Here is an 18001-nt window from a genome sequence, read left to right as displayed (position 1 = left end):
CCTATCGCTCAACAATATTTTACCAAACGAATGTCATATTTATCGACAAGCTCAAAACGTAACGGTTATACGAAAATAAAACTGGTCTAATAAAAAACCGCCTCCACGTTTGACGGGAGACGGAATGTCCATCAGGCTTCCTTATTATGTTCCATATACAGCTGTACAAATCTCGGTGCCGCAACAGGAGGGCTATAAATATATCCTTGAGCAGCATCGCAGTGGTGGTCGTTAATAATCCGCAGCTCTTCCTCTGTCTCTACTCCTTCGGTCACAACCTTTAAATTTAAATTGTGAGCGATAACGACGACCGATTTAAAAATCATTTGTTTCTTATAATCGTTTACGATGCCGCTTATAAAGGATTTGTCGATCTTTAACGTGTGCAGCGGAATATTTTGCAAGTAGCTGAGCGACGAATACCCCGTTCCAAAATCATCAAGCGACAGCTTAACGCCGAGCTGCTGAAGCTCATGCAGTATGTTAAGCGTATGAGCCGCATTATCCATAAAAATCGACTCTGTAATTTCCAGCTCAATTTGATGAGGCCGAATCCCTGCATCCGAAATGATTCTTTCAATCGTATGGACGATTTGTTTCTGCTGGAATTGGATCATCGACATATTTACACTGATTGAGATCTGCTGCAGCCCCATGCGTTCCCATTCTTTAATTTGCTGGCAGGCAGTAAACAGCACCCATTCACCAAGCGAAATAATAAAGCCGGTTTTCTCCGCAATCGGAATAAAATCAAGCGGTGACACCATACCAAGCTCCGGGTGATTCCATCTAATTAATGCTTCCGCCCCATAAATAGAGCCAGTAGCTAAATCAACCTTTGGCTGGTAATAAAGCATAAATTGGCCCAGCTCCAGCGCTTTGGACATGCTGCTCTCAAGAATAAGCTCCTTCTTCGTTACATCATTAATCGTAGGAGAATATAGTTTGCATGTATTTCGCTCTTTCTTCGCCACATACATCGCAATATCCGCTTCCTTCACCAGCTGGTCTGCAGTCGCAGGCGTCCATTCATGATGAATGCTCATTCCAATGCTTGCTGTAATATAAAACATCCGATCCTCAAGCCCAATGGGCTGGGAAATAGCTGATAAAATTTCTTCTGCTTTATGCATCGCCACATGGAGAAAAGTAACTTGCTCTAGCAGCACGATATACTCGTCCCCCCCGAAGCGGAATACTTTCCCCGAGCTGCCGACGGTAATCATAATTCGATGCGCCATTTTCTGGAGCAATTGGTCACTCATCGTATGATCGAGCATATCATTTATCATTTTGAACCGATCAAGGTCTATGAAAAGCAAAGCTATATGGCCTTGTTTCTTGTCTTGCTCTGCTAATTTCCCTTCCATATGGCGATGATAAGCATAGCGATTAGGAAGTCCCGTCATTAGATCATGTGTCGATTGATATTCAATTAATTTCTCCGCTTCCTTGCGCTGGATAAGCATATGATTAAAATGATTAGCCATGTATTCAAACTCATCATTCGTATGAATGGCTAGCTGCTGTTCTTCGCCTCCAATTGCGACAGCCGAGGTGGCTTGTACAACTTTATAAATATTAACTAAAATGATTTTCCTTACAAGCGACACCATAGCAATCGCCATCAAAAATAAAGCAATACCCGTGATGAGTATCGATTCCCAAAGGCTTTTGTAGTAATTGGATAACATGTTCTTTTTGGGGATGATCGTTTCAATATGCCAAAGCACATTGTGAACAAGAATCGGATGAAGCAAACGCAGCACGGTCTCTTTGTCCTGCGAGTCTCGTGTATAGGCAATTCTTGAATCCGTCCCTTTCATCGCCTCAAGCTCATCCTTATTAGACCATAACCGATACGGTGTGTTCACAAGCTCAGGGTACTTGCCGTTAGCCAAATATTGGTTATCCGTCGTAATAATCGTGGAGTATCCTCCTAGCGGCCGGAAAGCTTCGATCTGTTTCTGCATCGATTCAAGTGAAATATCTGCTCCTACTATACCTAAAAACTCATTTTGCTCATTCAATAGAGGCAGCACAAGGGAAATCATCATTATTGATTTACCATCTATATCATAGGAATATGGCTCTATAAGTGAAAAAGATTTCGTAAGTTTAGGCGTTTGATAGAAGCTGCCTTTCTCCTTATCCTCGTAATTTGCAATGGCCAGCAGTTGAATGGACTGATCCTCGCGAACGACATAAGGAATGAAGCGCCCCGTAGCATCGTCATAGCTGTTTTTATTTTTGTAAAATGCATCTTTCCCGTCATAGGCATTAGGCTCCCACAACGTATAAACGCCTAATAGATCAGGATGTTTGATAAGCATTTGCTTAAGCAGCTCGACTATGTATTCACGATTTTGCATCTGGTTTTTGCCCATTTGAGTCATGGTTACTTCAAGCGTTTCCAGCATCATCATCGTTTGATCCATCGTTTTAGTGAAAGGATTTATGTAGGCCATGGATTCCGTCTGTGCAAGAAGCTCGCTTTCGCGCAGGTTGGAATGATAAAGCTTGATGAGGTGAGCGGTTACCAATAGACCAAATGAAAGAATAACGAGCAGGCCTATGGAAAATATTAATTTTTGAGCGATGCTTAGCCTAATCTTTCTCATCCGATCTATCAGCCCCTTGTTGTCGGAGAAAGCAGAAAACGACGTAATATGTCAAATTATGATACGGTTCTAGTATACTTGACATTTTGACCCAAACACAATGATAAAAATAGGATAATAACACTATATATTTCGACAAAAAACCACTTTATTTCTTTATTTTTTGAAACGACAAGGGTCGATAGCATCTATTCTCATTTGTATGATATCTAGTAATAAAGTCCAGCACTTTTCATTTAAATCCATTATATCTACACGAAGAAAAGCCCCCTCTGTCTATGACAGGGGAGGCCATGGAATCGTTCACTTACACTTGATTTTGTTTGTTCTTCTCTTTAACATCATTATCCTCGTTGCTGCGGTCATGATCCTCTAAGCGATGGGGACGTTTGCCTTTTCCGCCATGCAGCTTATATAGCTCTTCGCGCAGCTGCTCCGACGTCTTGCCTTCTGTTTTAATGCCATGTTCCTTCGCAATCTCACGCAAATGCTCCAGCCGCTTCGCTTGATGCTCTGCTTTAAATGCTTCCCATTTATCTTTATTGGCAAGCTTCGCAGCCTCAACTTCCTTCTTCAGCTGCTCCGCTGACTTGCCATCGGCTTGAATACCAAAATAGGTCGCTATTTCCTTCAGCTTCTCCAGCCGGTAAGCCTCAAAATCTTTGCGAGTCATTTTCCCTTTGTAATGCTTATGCTCTTTGTCTATATCAGACTCTTTAGGGTGAAGAACCACTAGTGAAGCATCAGGCAAAGCAGTAACCGACTTCGCTGCCCATACGGGAGCGACTGAAAACAGTACAAGCAGCGCTACCATAGGAATAAACCATTTTCTAATCATTTGTTGCCACACCTTTCTATTACATTCGTGATGCAGAGACGATGGTCATGCCTCGTCAGCATTATTTTGCCCAAGCAATCACAGGAATAGACATGATAATGGCAATTTTCGACATATCCCTACAGCAAGTTGATTACCCCTGCGTCTCTATGTTCAAGTGCTGCTCAAGTAGCTCCAGCTCATTTTGCAGCCATTCTTTGGAAAAATGCTCTCCAATAAATACCGCAACATCGTTTACATGTCCTTGCGGCTCGATTCTCATAAAATCAGATTCCTTATACGCATATTGGAACAGGAACCGGCTAGGCGCATCCGTGAACGTCACAATCCCTTTTGCGCGGTAAATGTTAGCTGGAAGCTTTTGCAGCAGAGATTCGAAGGCTTCACTGCTCACAGGACCGCGCCAATAATGCGTCACAACCATAACATGGTCATGCGAATGATGATGGCTGCTGTGGTTGTGGCTGCTAAGGTCATCATCATGGAAGTGAACGCCATCGCCGTGGTCATGGGTACATCCAGCTACTGAGCATACTTGGCTGTCATGGCTATGACCATGCGCGGCTGATGCGCGCTCATGTATGTCTAACGCCTTATCACCAGCATGCACAGCTGCATGTCGATCCGTATTTCCAGCTGCTTCAAGCCAGCTCCAATCGTCAATTGCGCAGCGCACGGTTGCTATAATTTGAGCATGGGCATTTAATTCCCGCAGCTGCTGCTGCGCTTCAACTAGCTGATCCGGCTCCAGCTTGTCCGCCTTATTCAACAGCAAAATCGTAGCACATTTTATTTGCTCCAGCATCAGCTTGAACGTGCGACCCTTCCCGTCGCGGCTCCGCGCGAGCAGCTCAGGGCCATCAACAATCGTGATAACACTGCGTAGATCGATTTCCTTATACATCGCTGCCTCGGTTATCCCATCCAACGTCTCCATCGGATTGGCAGCACCAGTCGATTCAATAAAAATGACGTCAGGCTTATGCTCGTCAATGAGCATGCTGATCTCCATCCCCAAATCGCCCCGCATCGTGCAGCAGATACAGCCGCTTAGCATCTCAGCCATCGGCACTTCATCCCCTACAAGCTGACCATCAAGGTTAATATCGCCAAGCTCGTTCATAATGACCGCCGGCTTCAATCCCTGCGCGGTGTAATAATCCAACAATCTTCTCAGCAGCGTCGTCTTCCCGCTTCCAAGAAAACCAGACAGCAAATGAACCGGTATGTGTTTTTCTCTATTAGTCATTGTAAGTTCTCCTGTATGTAACAAATTTTAAACGCATTTGAATAATTCTATTATATCGTAATTGTTACGTTCATTCATCTTTTCGTAAGCAGGACTGCAATCAAGCAAAAAGAAAGGGGCTGTCCAAAAAGCGTTTTGCTCACTGAAGGGATAGCTCACTTTGAACAGAAATATTGACTATAACTATTTCGATCTCCAAGCACGGTTTGCTGGTTTTCATATTTTTGAAGACGATGCAGCAAGTCTTTTGTTTTGATGCTATTTTGAGAAGTCTCCAACACCAAACTCCGCGATCAACGTCCAGCTATCCTGCACAATTGCAGGAACTTCTCCCATCTTAAGCTGTGTTGGATATTTATGTTGTATTTTTGCAATAACTTGCTATATGGTCTGCGATTTTAGCACTTTTGAGTCGCTTATATTGTAGGAAATACAGTATAGATCAATGCAAGTGTGAGAAAGATGCTTCTACCCTGCGAATGTGCAAGATAGAAAATAATTAAGAACGATGTAGAAGTGCATATTTGCCGAATTAGAAAAGGGGATATCCCAAAAGGTTAAATCGGTGCGAGAAAATCCCATAGTGTGTGCAAAAGAACCTTCAAAACCACTACGAGAGTGAATCTGAAGGTTCTTTTTTCAAGAATATTACGTGAAAAGTGGGGGGCTGAATGATTCGGAATTTACTTTAGGGACAGCCCTTGGATTAGAGACTACAATTAAATTAACTATACTCGCTTAATTAGTGGGTACCATCTTCAGAAGACGGACGATCAACACAACGGCTTCTTCTCTAGTTGCGCTTGCTTTAGGCTCGAATTTTTGTCCATTCTTACCATTAATGATCCCAGCGTTAGCTAGTGCGTTGATTTGATCTTCTGCCCAATTCGCAGTGATATCCTGGAATTTCGCTTCTGTACTCAAAAGAGAAATATCCAGCAGCCTTGCTAATAGTGCTGCAATTTCTGCTCTTGTAATTTCACGATTGGGTTCGAAGCTGCCATCTGCATATCCCGTCATAATGCCGTTTTCCATTATGGCCCTAATTGCTTTCTCCGCAAAGTGACCCTTAGCATCCGTCAGCTCTTGCGCTGCGTTAGATGTGAATCCGAGTGCATTTACGAGCATTTGAGCAAACTCACCGCGTGTTACTTTCGCTTCACCACGGAATTTATCGCCTGCATAACCCTTTACAATCCCTGCCCGTGCAGCGAAATCAATGTCAGCAAAACTCCAAGAAGTTGATTTTACATCCTTAAAGGTTGTTGGAGCTGCTGCTTCAGCCTTTGCCTTCATTTCAGCTACAAATGCTTTATCCACTTTGTCGTTGTAAACAGGTTTGTTGACAACAGGCGTGGGTGTTGGTGCTATCGGTGTCGGTGTTGGTACTGTCGGTACACTCGGTCCTGTTGGCGCTGTTGACGTCGGTGTTGGTACTACAACTGGCGCTGCATTCACAGTTACAGTATAAGTGGTCTTCGTTGTAGTATCTTGCGCTGTAACGACAACCTTGATGCCTGTCTCTAAAGTTTCTGCCTCATTCTCGCCGTCCGCCTCATAGACTTCAAAAGTCGCATAAGCTGCTGGCGTGATCGCTGCCTTAAATGCGGCTAACGTTGTTCCATATGGAATGTTCGTTATTGTTTCATCTTCAGTTCCACCTGTGCTTACTGTTCCTATTGTCGAAGTCAATGTGGACACCGTGCTTTTTTGCTTAATGTCCGCTAATCCAACCGTCAGCACTTGTATAGCAGATGCAGGATTTTCTGGTGTTGCAGCTGTACGAACGGAGATTGTGTCTCCTGCTTGTACATTAATGTTATCTACAGAGGTCTGACCCGTTGCAATCGCTACAAAATTAGTTGCCGTTACAAAATCAATATCATTTCCGCTATTGTATTTGTACTCCATCTTATCTGTAACCCCATTCAAACGCGTTGTTCCAACGTTTGTTCCTGGTGACAAATGCCCTGCTGGCGGCGCTGCTTGCATCGTTACGATGTATGTGGTCTTCGTCGTTGTATCCTGCGCTGTAACAATAACCTTGTTGCCCGTTACCAATGTGTCAGCTTCTTTTATTCCGTCCGCCTCATAGACAACAAACGTGGCATGCACTGCTGGAGTGATCGCATCAATAAACTCATCTAACGTTGTTCCGTATGGAATATTCGTTATCGTTTCATCTGCTGTTCCGTCAGTGCTTACATCTCCCATTGTCGAGGTCAACGTGGACACCGTACTATTTGGCTTAATGTCCGCTAGACTTACCGTCAACACTTGTACAACAGATGCAAGGTTTTCTGATGTTGCTGCTGTACGAACGGAGATTGTGTCTCCCGCTTGCACGCTTATGTTATCAACTGAAGTTGTACCCGTTGCAACCGCAACGTAATTCCCTTTATTGATTTTGTACTCCATCTTATCTGTTACGCCATTCAAACGTGTCGTTGCTGCGATTGTTCCAGGTGATAAAATCCCTGTTGGTGCTCCTTCTTGCACTGTTATGGTGTACGTGGTCTTCGTTGTTCTATCTTGCGCTGTAACGATGACTTTGTTGCCTGTCGCTAAAGAGTTTGCTTGGTTTATTCCATTCGCCTCATAGACTTCAAACGTCGCAGCGGCTGCTGGTGTAATTGCTTCCTTAAAATCGGCTAACGTTGTTCCATATGGAATGTTTGTTATCTTTTCATTTGCTGTTGTGCCAGTACTTACTGTTCCTATTGTCGAGGTCAGCGTGGACACCGTGCTTCTTGGCTTAATGTCCGCAAGACCTACCGTTAATACTTGTGCAAAAGATGCCGCTTTATCCGATGTTGCTTTTGTACGAAGCGATAACACATCCCCAACTTGTACGCTTAGGTTGTCAATAAAAGCAGTGCCCGCTGCAATCGCCACATAAAGCCCATTATTTAGTTTGAGCTCCACTTCATCGGTAACACCATCCAAACGCGTAGTGTCAACATTTGTTCCTGGTGATAATTTCCCCGTTGTTGGTGCTTCTGCTCCCCCTAATATCGTATAGCTCTGAATCATAACTTCATTATAGGTCATTCCTTTAGCTGCAATTGCTTTAATCGTCATATCATTTGTCACCACGATAGGCGAGCTGTAGCGTGTACTGCTAAGCGTCGGCACATCGCCGTTCGTCGTATAATAAATGGATGCGCCTATTGTCCCACTGCTAAGCTCCACTTCTGTCTTCCATTCAACAGCTCCTTCTTCTACATCCGCTGTAGGAGTTTCTGCCAAGAAAACTTGCAGTTGAGGATAGTTCCCCTCTTTTATAAACCACTCTGAGTCAAAGTCCCAATTCGTAAAAGTGGATTCTGTTTTCATCTCAGCCGTTAACTTAGGCATTCCTTTTCCTGAATTATCATATTGTTTTGAAATCTCTCTATCATAGAAGCTATCTACGTCTACGCTAGCGTCAGCACCTCCATAAGTACCGCCCACTAGCCCCCCGCTAAGATAGGCAGTTGCGACATAACCTGCAGCAAAACTGTTTGTAATCGAACCTTTATATTCAAGTCCAACTAAACCGCCTAATTGAGAAGTGCCTGAAACATTGGTTATCGTATAGCTATTTATGATCTTTGCTTCTTCTTTGTACCCTATTAGACCGCCTGTATAATTCATCCCTTTAACATCGCCTGTAACATAACTGTTCGACACTGTTGATGAAGAGCCCCTTAAACCGCCCACTAAACCACCAGTAAACATTCCACCTATGATATCCACATTTTCTAACCCTATATTTTTTATAAAAGATCCTGCAGCTACTTGTCCGAAGAGACCGACAAAATTTTCGTTGCTATTCGTTCTCAGTCCCTTAATCACATAACCATCACCATCGAAGGTGCCGAAAAAGTTACCGAAGGGCTTCCAAAACTGTCCATCATTGTACCCTCCTTCACCTTCAGAAAGATAATCCGTTAAATCGATATTACTGCCGAGCTTGAAATTTACCGAATAATAATTTCGCACGTTATCTAACTGCTCAGGTGTCGTAACGATATAAGGATCCTCAACAGATCCAGTTCCGCCGCTAAAGCCTGGCGCCGCAAATACCTGTGATGCATTCGTCAAAGGCCCAAATAATGAAATAATTAATGCGAAACACATAACTCGTATTAGAATACTTTTTACCTTTTTCCCAACTAGTATTGATCCTTGTGCCATACGAATAGTTCACTCCCAAATCATGAATAAGTTATAGTTGCATACGGGCTTTAGCATAAATGCTAGGCTTTCAAAAAAACACCAACTAAAGTTAGTTTTGCGCAAATAAAGTCGAAAAAGACAGTATCCACGCGCATTTTGGCGTCGATTCGTAGTCTATTTATCCCATATAAGCAATAAACTCATACGAATGGCGCCGTACTTTTTTGAAGCTCCATTAGGTATTCACGATCATCTGCCTCTGCTAAATCTAATGATAGAATCAGAAAAAACGGTATCCTCCCCAGCGGGATGATACCGTTTTTTTTGTTTACTATCCTCTAGCTAACCTTTAACTGCTCCAGCTGTCATCCCTTTCATGACCTGCTCCTGAAATGCCAGATAAGCAATGATCGTTGGAATAACAGCAAGTGCCATCGCTGCCATCGTAAGCTTATAGTCTGTGGAGTAACCTGTTGCAAATATGGATAGACTGAGCGGCAGCGTCTTTAAGCCAGGGTCACTAATAAAGACGAGCGCGAAGGAGAAATCATTCCAATATCTCAAGAAGGCTAGGATACCAACTGTCGCTAGAGCCGGAAGGGACAATGGAAGCATCATGCGCAGGAAAATTCCCCAGTAGCCAGACCCGTCAATCATCGCAGCCTCTTCAATTTCTTTCGGAAAGGTATTCATATAAGCCACACAGACAAAGATGGCAATCGGCATCTCGAACGCTGTATACGGCAAAATCAATGCCGCATAAGTGTTCAAAATATCGATCTTGTTCATTAATATGAACAGCGGAACGAGTGTGCTGTGAATAGGGATGAGCATGCCGAGCATAAAAATGCCCATTACGAGCAGCTTGCCTCTAAACTGAAAGCGTGAGATCACATACGCGCTTAATGCACCCATTACAAGCGTAATGACAAGCGCTGTTAAAGTAACAATGGCCGAGTTCATGAACGCAGTGCCCATATCTGCAACTTCCCAAGCACGAGTGAAGTTGCTCCAATTCCAAATGTCCGGCAGGCCGAACGGACGCGAGTAAAATTCTTCATTTGTTTTAAAAGCGCTAATAAACAGCCAAATGAGTGGATATAGCGTGACTAAGGCGTATACGGTAAGACCAATGGATTGCAAGCTTCCTCTCAGCTTGCGCAGCCCTGTTCCTAAACTTGCGGAGGAGGCTGAGTGTGAAGCGCTAATTGATGGCGTAGTCATACTGTGGGTCCCCCTCCATTATTTTTTTGATTTCATTAAATATTGGCTTCCCGCTACGAGAACCAAGCTGATGATGATGATCATGGTGGATACTGCGCTGCCATAACCGAAGCGATAGATCGAAAATGTATTATTGTACATGTACGATGCGAGCAGCTCCGTCGAATTCGCCGGTCCGCCGCCTGTCATGACATAAATAAGATCGAATGCTTTAAGGCTGCCGGATATACAGAGCACCACGGCTACTTTAATCGTATCCCAAATCATCGGAAGCTTGATCGAGAAAAGCTTGCGAGAGCCTTTTGCGCCGTCAATCTGAGCGGCATCATCAATTTCACTCGGAATATTTTGCAAAGCGGCAATAAACATAATGAGATATGGACCGACATTCAGCCAAATGATTGGAACCATGATGGCATACATTGATATCGATGGGTCAGACAACCACTGCTGTTTCCAACTGCTTAATCCCAAAGTGTCGAGCAAAAAGTTCAGTACACCAATTTGCGGATGATAAATGTATCCCCAGATGATACCGACTACAACGGAAGAAAGAACCATTGGCATAAAGATGGAAGCTCGGATGAATTTTTGAAACCAGCCGTTTTTGAGCAGTACTAAGGACAAGACCAATGCAATCGGCACCTGACCGAAAACAGACGCAGCAACAATGAGCAGATTGTTTTTGAACGAATGCCAGAACAACCGGTCTTGAATAACCTCTTTATAGTTGTCCAGTCCGATAAACCGCATCTCCCCAATGCCTTTCCAATCAAAAAAGCCATAATAAGATGACCATAGTATCGGTACGATAACAAAAAAGATGAAAAGCGCAAGCGCCGGAAGAAGTCCGATAGCGATAAAGCCTCTGATGCGTAAAGATGATGACATAATCGTCCCTCCTAAAGGTTTGCGCAGCAAACCTACTTCGTAAGCATAAGCTAAGGTTTGCGCAGCAAACCTACTTCGTAAGCATAAGCCAAGGTTTGCGCAGCAAACCTGCTTCGTAAGCATAAGCCAAGGTTTGCGCAGCAAACCTGCTTCGTAATGCTAGTAAAGAGAACGGGGATTTCCTGACAGCTTCGGCATGCGATCCTTTTAGTAGCTTCCAGTTGTGCTTGCTGTAAAGGACTTCAGCTTGCCGATCTTCATGCGATCAGGAAATTCCCTGTACTCAATAACCTAACTACCGAGCAGCTATGTTACTTTCCTAGCGCTTTCGCTTGCGCCTCTTGGATTTTTTTCGCGATGTCTTCCGGTTTGCCACCCATCAACAGCTCCTGTAGTCCATTGTTCACGGCTTCAGCTCCTGCAGAAGTCAGCTTGCCATCATACACCGGCGTCATCTTCACACTGTTCACAAGCTCATATACTTCGCTAAAGATTGGAGAAACTTTGCTCTTATCCAGCTCTACTTTGTAGCTGACAAGTTGATTGCTCTCAAGCGTACGTTTTTGCGCTTCTGGTCCTGACATTGCATAGATAAGTTCAAATGCTGCGTCCTTTTTCGGACCAATCGCATCCTTGCCTAGACCCATGCCAACACCTACGACACCAGATAGAGAATTAGGATCGCCTTTTCCACCAGGAATGGATGGAAGAACCGTTGCGCCCATTGCTTTAAGTGCATCTTCTGAAGCGTTGGAAGCTAGATTCGACAATGCCCAGCCGCCGTCAATCATCATCGCAGCTTTGCCTTGCGCGAACATTTGCTCCATTTGCGTGTTGTCGATTGCGTTAAATCCGTCTTGGAATGCACCTGCCGTACCTAGCTGCTGCATGTAAGTTAATGCCTGTACAAATTCAGGGTCCGTAAATGCCGCTCCATCTTGGCTTGCTGCTTTCAAGAACCACTCCGTACCTGTTACACGGTCAGCCAATGAGCTGAAAATACTGGATTGTGCGAGCCAAGCCGCTTTATTGCCTAGAGCGATTGGCGTAATATTTTTGCCTTTCAGCACACTAATTGCATTCAACAGCTCATCCCATGTTTTTGGAACAGTAAGGCCGTTTTCTTCAAGAATCGTTTTGTTGTAGTATAGAATCGATGTTGGAGACAAGCCCATCGGAGCGCTATAGATATTGCCATCTACTGTGAAAGCATCGAAGGAATTAGGCATGAAACCTTCTTTCCATTCTTGGTGGCTGTCAATTAGCTCATTAACCGGCTGAATAAGTTTGCCTGCTGAAAATTCCTGTGTCATAGAGCCATTGGATAAAATGAATACATCCGGCATTTCATCTGCCGCAGCGACCGTTTTTAGACGCGTCTTGTAACCGTCTGGCGGGATCGCTTGAATATCGAGCGTAATGTTCGGATGATCGGTCTGGAACTGCTGAATAATCGAACGCATCGTTTGCGCTCTAAGATCGTCACCGGTAAAGTTATGCCATAGGCTTAGCTTCACTTTCTCAGCTGCCGGCTCACTGCCGTCCTCATTTTTTTTGCCGTTATTGTTTGTTCCGCCGCACGCTGCCAAGATAGAAATCATTAGAGTGACCATAATTGCAATTGTTAGTGTCTTCTTCATGTCATGTTTCCTCCTTGATATTTGTCTTACCTCCGAGTATAGGGAATCATAGGCGACATGGGCAGGGGACAGAACTCAGGAGTAGGGTAGATAAACTTCAGCTTCTCGTCCGGTATTCCGAAGGTGTAAAACCCGTAAACCGTTTAAACAATTGGCTAAAATACTTCATATCCGTATAGCCTACGCGGCTTGCAACCTCACTCACCTTTATCGGTGATTCATCCAAAAGCCGCTTGGCGCGCTCCACTCTCATGCGAGTTACAAATTCAATGTAGGTATGACCCGTCTCACGCTTGAATACCTCGCTGAAGTGGTTTGGATTCAAATGAACATGCTTGGCAACCTGCTGCAATGTGAGCTCTTTGTCCAAATGATCATGAATATAGGCAATCGCACGCTTAATGTAAGGTATGCCTTCTTGTCCGATCGTCTCACGGTACAGCATCATCAATTGGTGAAGCTGCTCATACAGCAATCCAACTCCGTTATCAGTGCTTGGGGAGGAGGAAATGCTGTTAGCAAATTTCTCTTTGGAGAGGACAGCTGATTCCCCAAAAGAGGCAATGACTCGCTCCACCCAGCGGTGAGCGGAAATTTGGACGGATTGAAGAAACTTCTGCAAGGAATCTGGCGTCGTATCTCCATCTTTGAGCTGGAGTTCGATGAGCTCTTGAACCCATTGGTAAAGCTGCGCGTCCGATCCGTTCTGGAATAACGCTGTGAGCTGTCCTTCCTCCTCCTGCGAGCAGACGGTACGTCCGCCTCGGCGTCCCTTTATATCCTCGTATGCGAGCAGTCCTTCTTGGCCTATAATTCCTTTGAACAAAAAAGCATAAGAAGCCTCCGTGTACGAATCCTGAAGCTTTTGCCAGTCTGAAACAACCGTGCCTGCTGCTCCGAACAATTTGCATTTCAGCTTCCTTGTTACCCGCTCCATCAATCTAGCGAGCTGTGATTGATCTGCTCGCATGCTTTCATGCCTAAGGAGAATAACAAGACTATCTTTACGCAAAAGAGCTTCTCCATCTATCAGCTCGCTTATCATATTGTGCACGGCAAACAGCAATAAATAGCCGTGTCCCGATTCATTTCCCCAGCCTTCAGCCGAGACAATTACCGTTTGATAAAAAAAGGTTTCGTTCAATCGCAGCTTCGGCAGAAGCTTCGCCGCTTTCTCTGCGGAGTGATTGTCAATTTCCGTATCAGCAATCAGCCTCTCAAGCAATCTGTCGCGTAGCTGGTCTTTTTTTAGTGCCTCCCACTTTTGCAGAATTCGCATCTTCGCTCCATTTACCGCTCGGATGATTTCGTCCGGACGGCTCGTTTTGAGCAAATAATCTCCTGCTCCTTCTCGAATCGCCTGCTGGGCATAGGAAAATTGATCGTAGCCTGTCAAAATAATGACCTCACTATCAGGAAGCAGACGCCTGACATCTCCCGCAAGCTCTAATCCGCTGCGTCCCGTCATTTGAATATCCGTCAATACAATTTCCGGCTGCTCCAATTCCAGACGAGCAAGCGCCTCCTCGGCTGATGCTGCCGGCTGCAGCAGCTCGTAGCCAAGTTCTGCCCATTTTATAACGGTGCTCAGACCTGTTCGAATAATGACCTCATCATCTACGATTAACAGCTTCATTAGGCTTTGCCTCCTTCGTGTAACATCGGGATCGAGAAGGACACGCGTGTCCCTATTCCGTCCAAGCTTTCAATGCGCAAGCCTGCTTCTGCTCCGTAATGCAGCTGCAGCCGCTTATGAACGTTGCGAAGTCCATAGCTGCCGCGTTCTAGGCGATCACGTTCTTTTTTGCGATCATCCGGTCCGTGGAGCTCTTTATATATAGCAGCCAGCTTAACCGAGTCGATGCCAACGCCTGTATCTTCTACAGCAAAGGACATAAACAATCCTTGCATATGTGCGGTGACTTTGATCAAACCAGCTTCAGCTTTCTTCTGAATACCATGAATAAGTGCATTCTCAATTAAAGGCTGCAGCAGAAGCTTCAGCATCGTTAAGTCCATTAGCTCCTGATCGACCTGAACGATAAACTCAAACTTGTCCGGGAAGCGGATCGACTGAATATTGGCATAATGGCCGGCATGCGCCACCTCCTGCTCAACCGAGCAAAACTCCTCGCCATTGTTTAAGCTGAATCGCATAAAATCACTTAAGCTGCCTACCATATCGGCCGTCTTCTCATCTTGATTCATGAGCGCCATCCAGTGGATAGAGGATAGAGTATTGTACAAGAAATGAGGATTGATTTGCGCTTGCAGCGCATGCATATCCGCTTCTTTTTTTGATGATTCCTCCAGCTTTACCTGCTCCGTCAAACCTTCAATTCGCTCGCTTAGCTTATTGTAGCTTCGCACGAGCTGTCCTACCTCATCCATCGTTTCCACCGGATACGTTTGCATCGGCTCTTCCGGGTTCGAGTGCTTTAGAAACTGCGTCAGCATAATAAGCGGATTGGTCACTCGTTGAACGAAGTATAGAACGAGTACGGCCACGAGCAGCATCGAAAAAATAATGACAATCGCCATCAGCTGCAGGACGTAATTATTTTGAGCTTTGTATTCCGTGAAGGGCATGACGCCCGTCAGCCGCCAGCCTACATCAGCAACCGTATCATAGAGTATGGTCTGTTTACTTTCACCATGGCCGTAGTTGAGCGTTCCCGAATTCCCTCTTATCGTCAAGCCTGGCAGCAGAGCTTCCATTGTCATCATTGACCTGCTTTGATCACTGCCGGACAAGATTTGTCCCTTCTCATTGGACAGAACGACGTAGCCCCCCGCTGAAATGCCCGCCTGATTCATCAGCTTGGAAACAGCTTCTTCGTTAAGGCTTATGACCAACGTTCCAATTTGTTTGAAGCTGTTCAGACTTCGTATCGGCCTGACGAGTGAGATCACCTGCTTCACCCCGGCTGCTGTATCCGTCTCGTAACGGCTTGTCCACCATTTTGCACTAGATTGATAATGCTCAATATCTTCTCCAGTCAGCTCGGATAATTCCGTCTCAAAAATCGTTGTATTTGAAACGGGATGGGACTGGCTTTGCGGATAAATCGTGATGTCCGAAATATACGATTTGGAGAACACCAGATTAGATAGAAACTCAATCATTTGCGTTTGTTTAACCGCATTTTCTCCTGTACTGCTCAAATATTGCTGTACATCCTTTTGCCCAATCAAAAATAATGACATATTCTCGATATCTTGAACGATAAATTCGAGATTCGTACCCGTCTGACGCAATAGGCTCTTGCCCGATTGCTTTGCCTTCTCTTCCGTAGCTGTCGCTGCCATGTTGTAGGCAAATAAGCCCAGCGCGAGCAGCGGAATGAGAACCGATAGCAGCAGCAAAAAGGATAACTTACGCTTTAATGAGCTACTAATCCAGCGCATCTCTCATCCCCACTCTCCTTTTCTCGTAGCAATAAAAAGTTTAAAAACATCCTATCACACTTTTTTTTAGGTTAACAGATTTTTTGTTTGATTTTTCGAGTAAGTCGTAGTACCATGTGGGCAATGAGGCTTTAAGAAAGTGGAGAGTGAATGCAAGTGGAATCAATATCTCAAGAATTACTATTTTTGACGGAGATGGCCAAAGGTATAACCGCGCAGTTTGGAGACAATTGCGAGGTCGTTGTGCATGACTGGTCAAAGCCCGTAGACAGCACCATTGTTGTCATCGAGAACGGCCACGTCACCGGAAGAAATGTAGGAGATCCTGGCACGAATCTTGGACTGGAAATTATGAGAGGCACCTCCGAGGGTGATAACCGCCATAATTATGTTACCCAGACGAAGGATGGACGTATTCTCCGTTCGACCTCCATGTATGTAAAAAATAACGCCGGCACCATCATTGGAGCGCTCTGCATCAACTTTGACATTACCGATCTGATGGTTGCCGAGAAAACGCTTCAATCGCTGACAGCGAGCGGACTACAGCCGGTTCGGGAATCGTTTGTCAGCAACGTGAACGACCTGCTCGATACGCTCATACAGGAAGCGCAGGTCACGATTGGCAAGCCGCCAGCTGCCATGACCAAAGAAGATAAAATTAAAATCATTCAATTGCTTGATCAAAAGGGTGCTTTTCTCATTAAAAAGTCAGGCGAGAAGGTTTGCAGCTATTTGAGCATTTCAAAATTTACGTTATACAGCTATTTGGAAGAATCCAAAGGCGGAGATAGCGATGAAGGAGCAAGCGAATGAGCGAGATATTAAACGTACGCAAAGATGAGGAAGCCTTGCTTAAGCTAGAAACACCATGCGTTGTCATCGACAGTGATGCTGTCGACAACAACATTGCTGCAATGGCAGAAGCTATCGCGAAACGCGGCGTAAAGCTTCGTCCCCATGCCAAAACACATAAGCTGCCGGAAATGGCCTCAAGGCAGCTCGCAGCTGGTGCCATCGGCATCACCGTAGCCAAAATTTCCGAAGCAGAGATCATGGCAAGCGGCGGCATTCGTGATATTTTTGTCGCTTATCCGTTAGTGGCCAAATCCAAGCTTGAGCGTGCAGCTCGGCTCAGTCTATCCGGCGTTCGTTTAATTATCGGAGTCGATAGCTTAGAGGGTGCGAAGCGCATTTCTGAGACAGCCGTGCGTGAAGGCGCAGTGCTGGAAGTACGCCTTGAACTGGAAACGGGACTTCGCCGTACAGGAGTTGCGATCGACAAAGCCGTGGAGCTTGCGAAGCAAATCAATGATCTTGACGGCATAAAGCTTAGCGGTATTTTCACCTATCGAGGGGCTATGGTCAGCGGAGCATCGACGCTCGATTTGCAAGCAGCCGGCCATGAAGAGGGTCGCTTGATGGTTGAGGCTGCTGCAGCTCTACGGAGCGCAGGCATCGCCATTGAGGATGTAAGTGTAGGCTCTTCGCCTACTGCGCTGTTCGCTGCTGAAGTTGACGGCATCACTGAAGTTCGTCCCGGAACTTACATTTATCAAGACCGGATGCAGGCAGCTTTCGGAACATGTGCGCTTGAGGATTGTGCCGGCGTGGTGCTGGCTACTATTGTCAGCAGGCCCTATGAAGATTTAATCATCATTGACGGCGGCAGCAAAACATTCGCAACGGACGTACAACCGGGCAATTCACCTTTATTCCTTAAGGGCTTCGGCCATATCATCGGAGATCCTGAAGCGATTTTGGAGCGAATGAATGAGGAGCACGGCATGATTCGTGTACAGCCGGGTTCCAACTATCAGGTTGGCGACTTGGTGCGTATCATCCCCAATCATATTTGCAGCACCGTTAATTTGCACAGCTTTGTCTACATCAAGGATTCCACTGGGCAGCTTCACAAAACGACTGTAGCGGCTCGTGGAATGCTCGAATAACGAGAAGGAGGAGGCTT

11 protein-coding genes are annotated in these 18001 nt (G+C 45.2%); 2 read left to right on the top strand and 9 right to left on the bottom strand.

Going from position 1 to position 18001, the window contains the following annotated elements; genetic code table 11:
- Positions 1–131: 131 nt before the first annotated feature.
- The 9 genes from MHH56_RS06480 to MHH56_RS06440 form a co-directional block, all read right to left on the bottom strand.
- Positions 132–2621 (bottom strand): EAL domain-containing protein, encoded by a 2490-nt coding sequence (locus MHH56_RS06480; RefSeq protein ID WP_339207388.1) that lies wholly within the window; start codon positions 2619–2621, stop codon positions 132–134.
- A 307-nt stretch (positions 2622–2928) separates the two neighbouring features.
- Complete coding sequence (locus tag MHH56_RS06475) at positions 2929–3459, bottom strand: hypothetical protein (protein ID WP_339207387.1); 531 nt, start codon at positions 3457–3459, stop codon at positions 2929–2931.
- A 133-nt stretch (positions 3460–3592) separates the two neighbouring features.
- On the bottom strand, positions 3593–4708 hold the full coding sequence (locus MHH56_RS06470; RefSeq protein ID WP_339207386.1) for a GTP-binding protein: 1116 nt from the start codon (positions 4706–4708) through the stop codon (positions 3593–3595).
- A 738-nt stretch (positions 4709–5446) separates the two neighbouring features.
- On the bottom strand, positions 5447–8887 hold the full coding sequence (locus tag MHH56_RS06465) for an S-layer homology domain-containing protein (protein ID WP_339207384.1): 3441 nt from the start codon (positions 8885–8887) through the stop codon (positions 5447–5449).
- A 324-nt stretch (positions 8888–9211) separates the two neighbouring features.
- Positions 9212–10093 (bottom strand): carbohydrate ABC transporter permease, encoded by an 882-nt coding sequence (locus MHH56_RS06460; RefSeq protein WP_083682329.1) that lies wholly within the window; start codon positions 10091–10093, stop codon positions 9212–9214.
- A gap of 18 nt (positions 10094–10111) precedes the next feature.
- Complete coding sequence (locus MHH56_RS06455; RefSeq protein ID WP_076269757.1) at positions 10112–10984, bottom strand: sugar ABC transporter permease; 873 nt, start codon at positions 10982–10984, stop codon at positions 10112–10114.
- Positions 10985–11295: 311 nt separating this feature from the next.
- Entirely contained in the window at positions 11296–12624 is a 1329-nt protein-coding gene (locus MHH56_RS06450; RefSeq protein WP_339207380.1) for an extracellular solute-binding protein, read from the bottom strand.
- A gap of 97 nt (positions 12625–12721) precedes the next feature.
- Positions 12722–14260, bottom strand: a complete 1539-nt coding sequence (locus MHH56_RS06445; RefSeq protein ID WP_339207378.1) for a helix-turn-helix domain-containing protein — start codon at positions 14258–14260, stop codon at positions 12722–12724.
- The gene (locus tag MHH56_RS06440) at positions 14260–16032 is read right to left on the bottom strand and encodes a sensor histidine kinase (RefSeq protein WP_339207376.1); all 1773 of its coding nucleotides are present in this window, start codon (positions 16030–16032) and stop codon (positions 14260–14262) included. Before MHH56_RS06440 ends, MHH56_RS06445 begins: the two co-directional genes overlap by 1 nt.
- A gap of 156 nt (positions 16033–16188) precedes the next feature.
- On the opposite strand from MHH56_RS06440, the gene MHH56_RS06435 reads away from it, so the two are divergent.
- Together MHH56_RS06435 and MHH56_RS06430 are read left to right on the top strand one after the other, a co-directional pair.
- A complete protein-coding gene (locus MHH56_RS06435; RefSeq protein ID WP_339207375.1) occupies positions 16189–16848 on the top strand; it encodes a helix-turn-helix transcriptional regulator in 660 nt (219 codons plus the stop codon).
- Complete coding sequence (locus tag MHH56_RS06430; protein ID WP_339207373.1) at positions 16845–17984, top strand: alanine racemase; 1140 nt, start codon at positions 16845–16847, stop codon at positions 17982–17984. The genes MHH56_RS06435 and MHH56_RS06430 overlap by 4 nt, the downstream gene beginning before the upstream one ends.
- Positions 17985–18001: the final 17 nt, after the last annotated feature.

It is taken from the genome of Paenibacillus sp. FSL K6-3182 (assembly GCF_037976325.1).
In the GTDB taxonomy this organism is placed as follows: Bacteria; Bacillota; Bacilli; order Paenibacillales; family Paenibacillaceae; genus Pristimantibacillus.
This window is presented reverse-complemented; position numbering and strand designations above follow the sequence as displayed.

Bases quoted from the DNA above. Each gene is read 5' to 3' on its own strand.
- MHH56_RS06430 (WP_339207373.1), top strand. From the start codon at position 16,845: ATGAGCGAGATATTAAACGTACGCAAAGATGAGGAAGCCTTGCTTAAG.
- MHH56_RS06455 (WP_076269757.1), bottom strand. From the start codon at position 10,984: ATGTCATCATCTTTACGCATCAGAGGCTTTATCGCTATCGGACTTCTT.
- MHH56_RS06440 (WP_339207376.1), bottom strand. From the start codon at position 16,032: ATGCGCTGGATTAGTAGCTCATTAAAGCGTAAGTTATCCTTTTTGCTG.
- MHH56_RS06465 (WP_339207384.1), bottom strand. From the start codon at position 8,887: ATGGCACAAGGATCAATACTAGTTGGGAAAAAGGTAAAAAGTATTCTA.
- MHH56_RS06445 (WP_339207378.1), bottom strand. From the start codon at position 14,260: ATGAAGCTGTTAATCGTAGATGATGAGGTCATTATTCGAACAGGTCTG.
- MHH56_RS06460 (WP_083682329.1), bottom strand. From the start codon at position 10,093: ATGACTACGCCATCAATTAGCGCTTCACACTCAGCCTCCTCCGCAAGT.
- MHH56_RS06480 (WP_339207388.1), bottom strand. From the start codon at position 2,621: ATGAGAAAGATTAGGCTAAGCATCGCTCAAAAATTAATATTTTCCATA.
- MHH56_RS06470 (WP_339207386.1), bottom strand. From the start codon at position 4,708: ATGACTAATAGAGAAAAACACATACCGGTTCATTTGCTGTCTGGTTTT.
- MHH56_RS06475 (WP_339207387.1), bottom strand. From the start codon at position 3,459: ATGATTAGAAAATGGTTTATTCCTATGGTAGCGCTGCTTGTACTGTTT.
- MHH56_RS06450 (WP_339207380.1), bottom strand. From the start codon at position 12,624: ATGAAGAAGACACTAACAATTGCAATTATGGTCACTCTAATGATTTCT.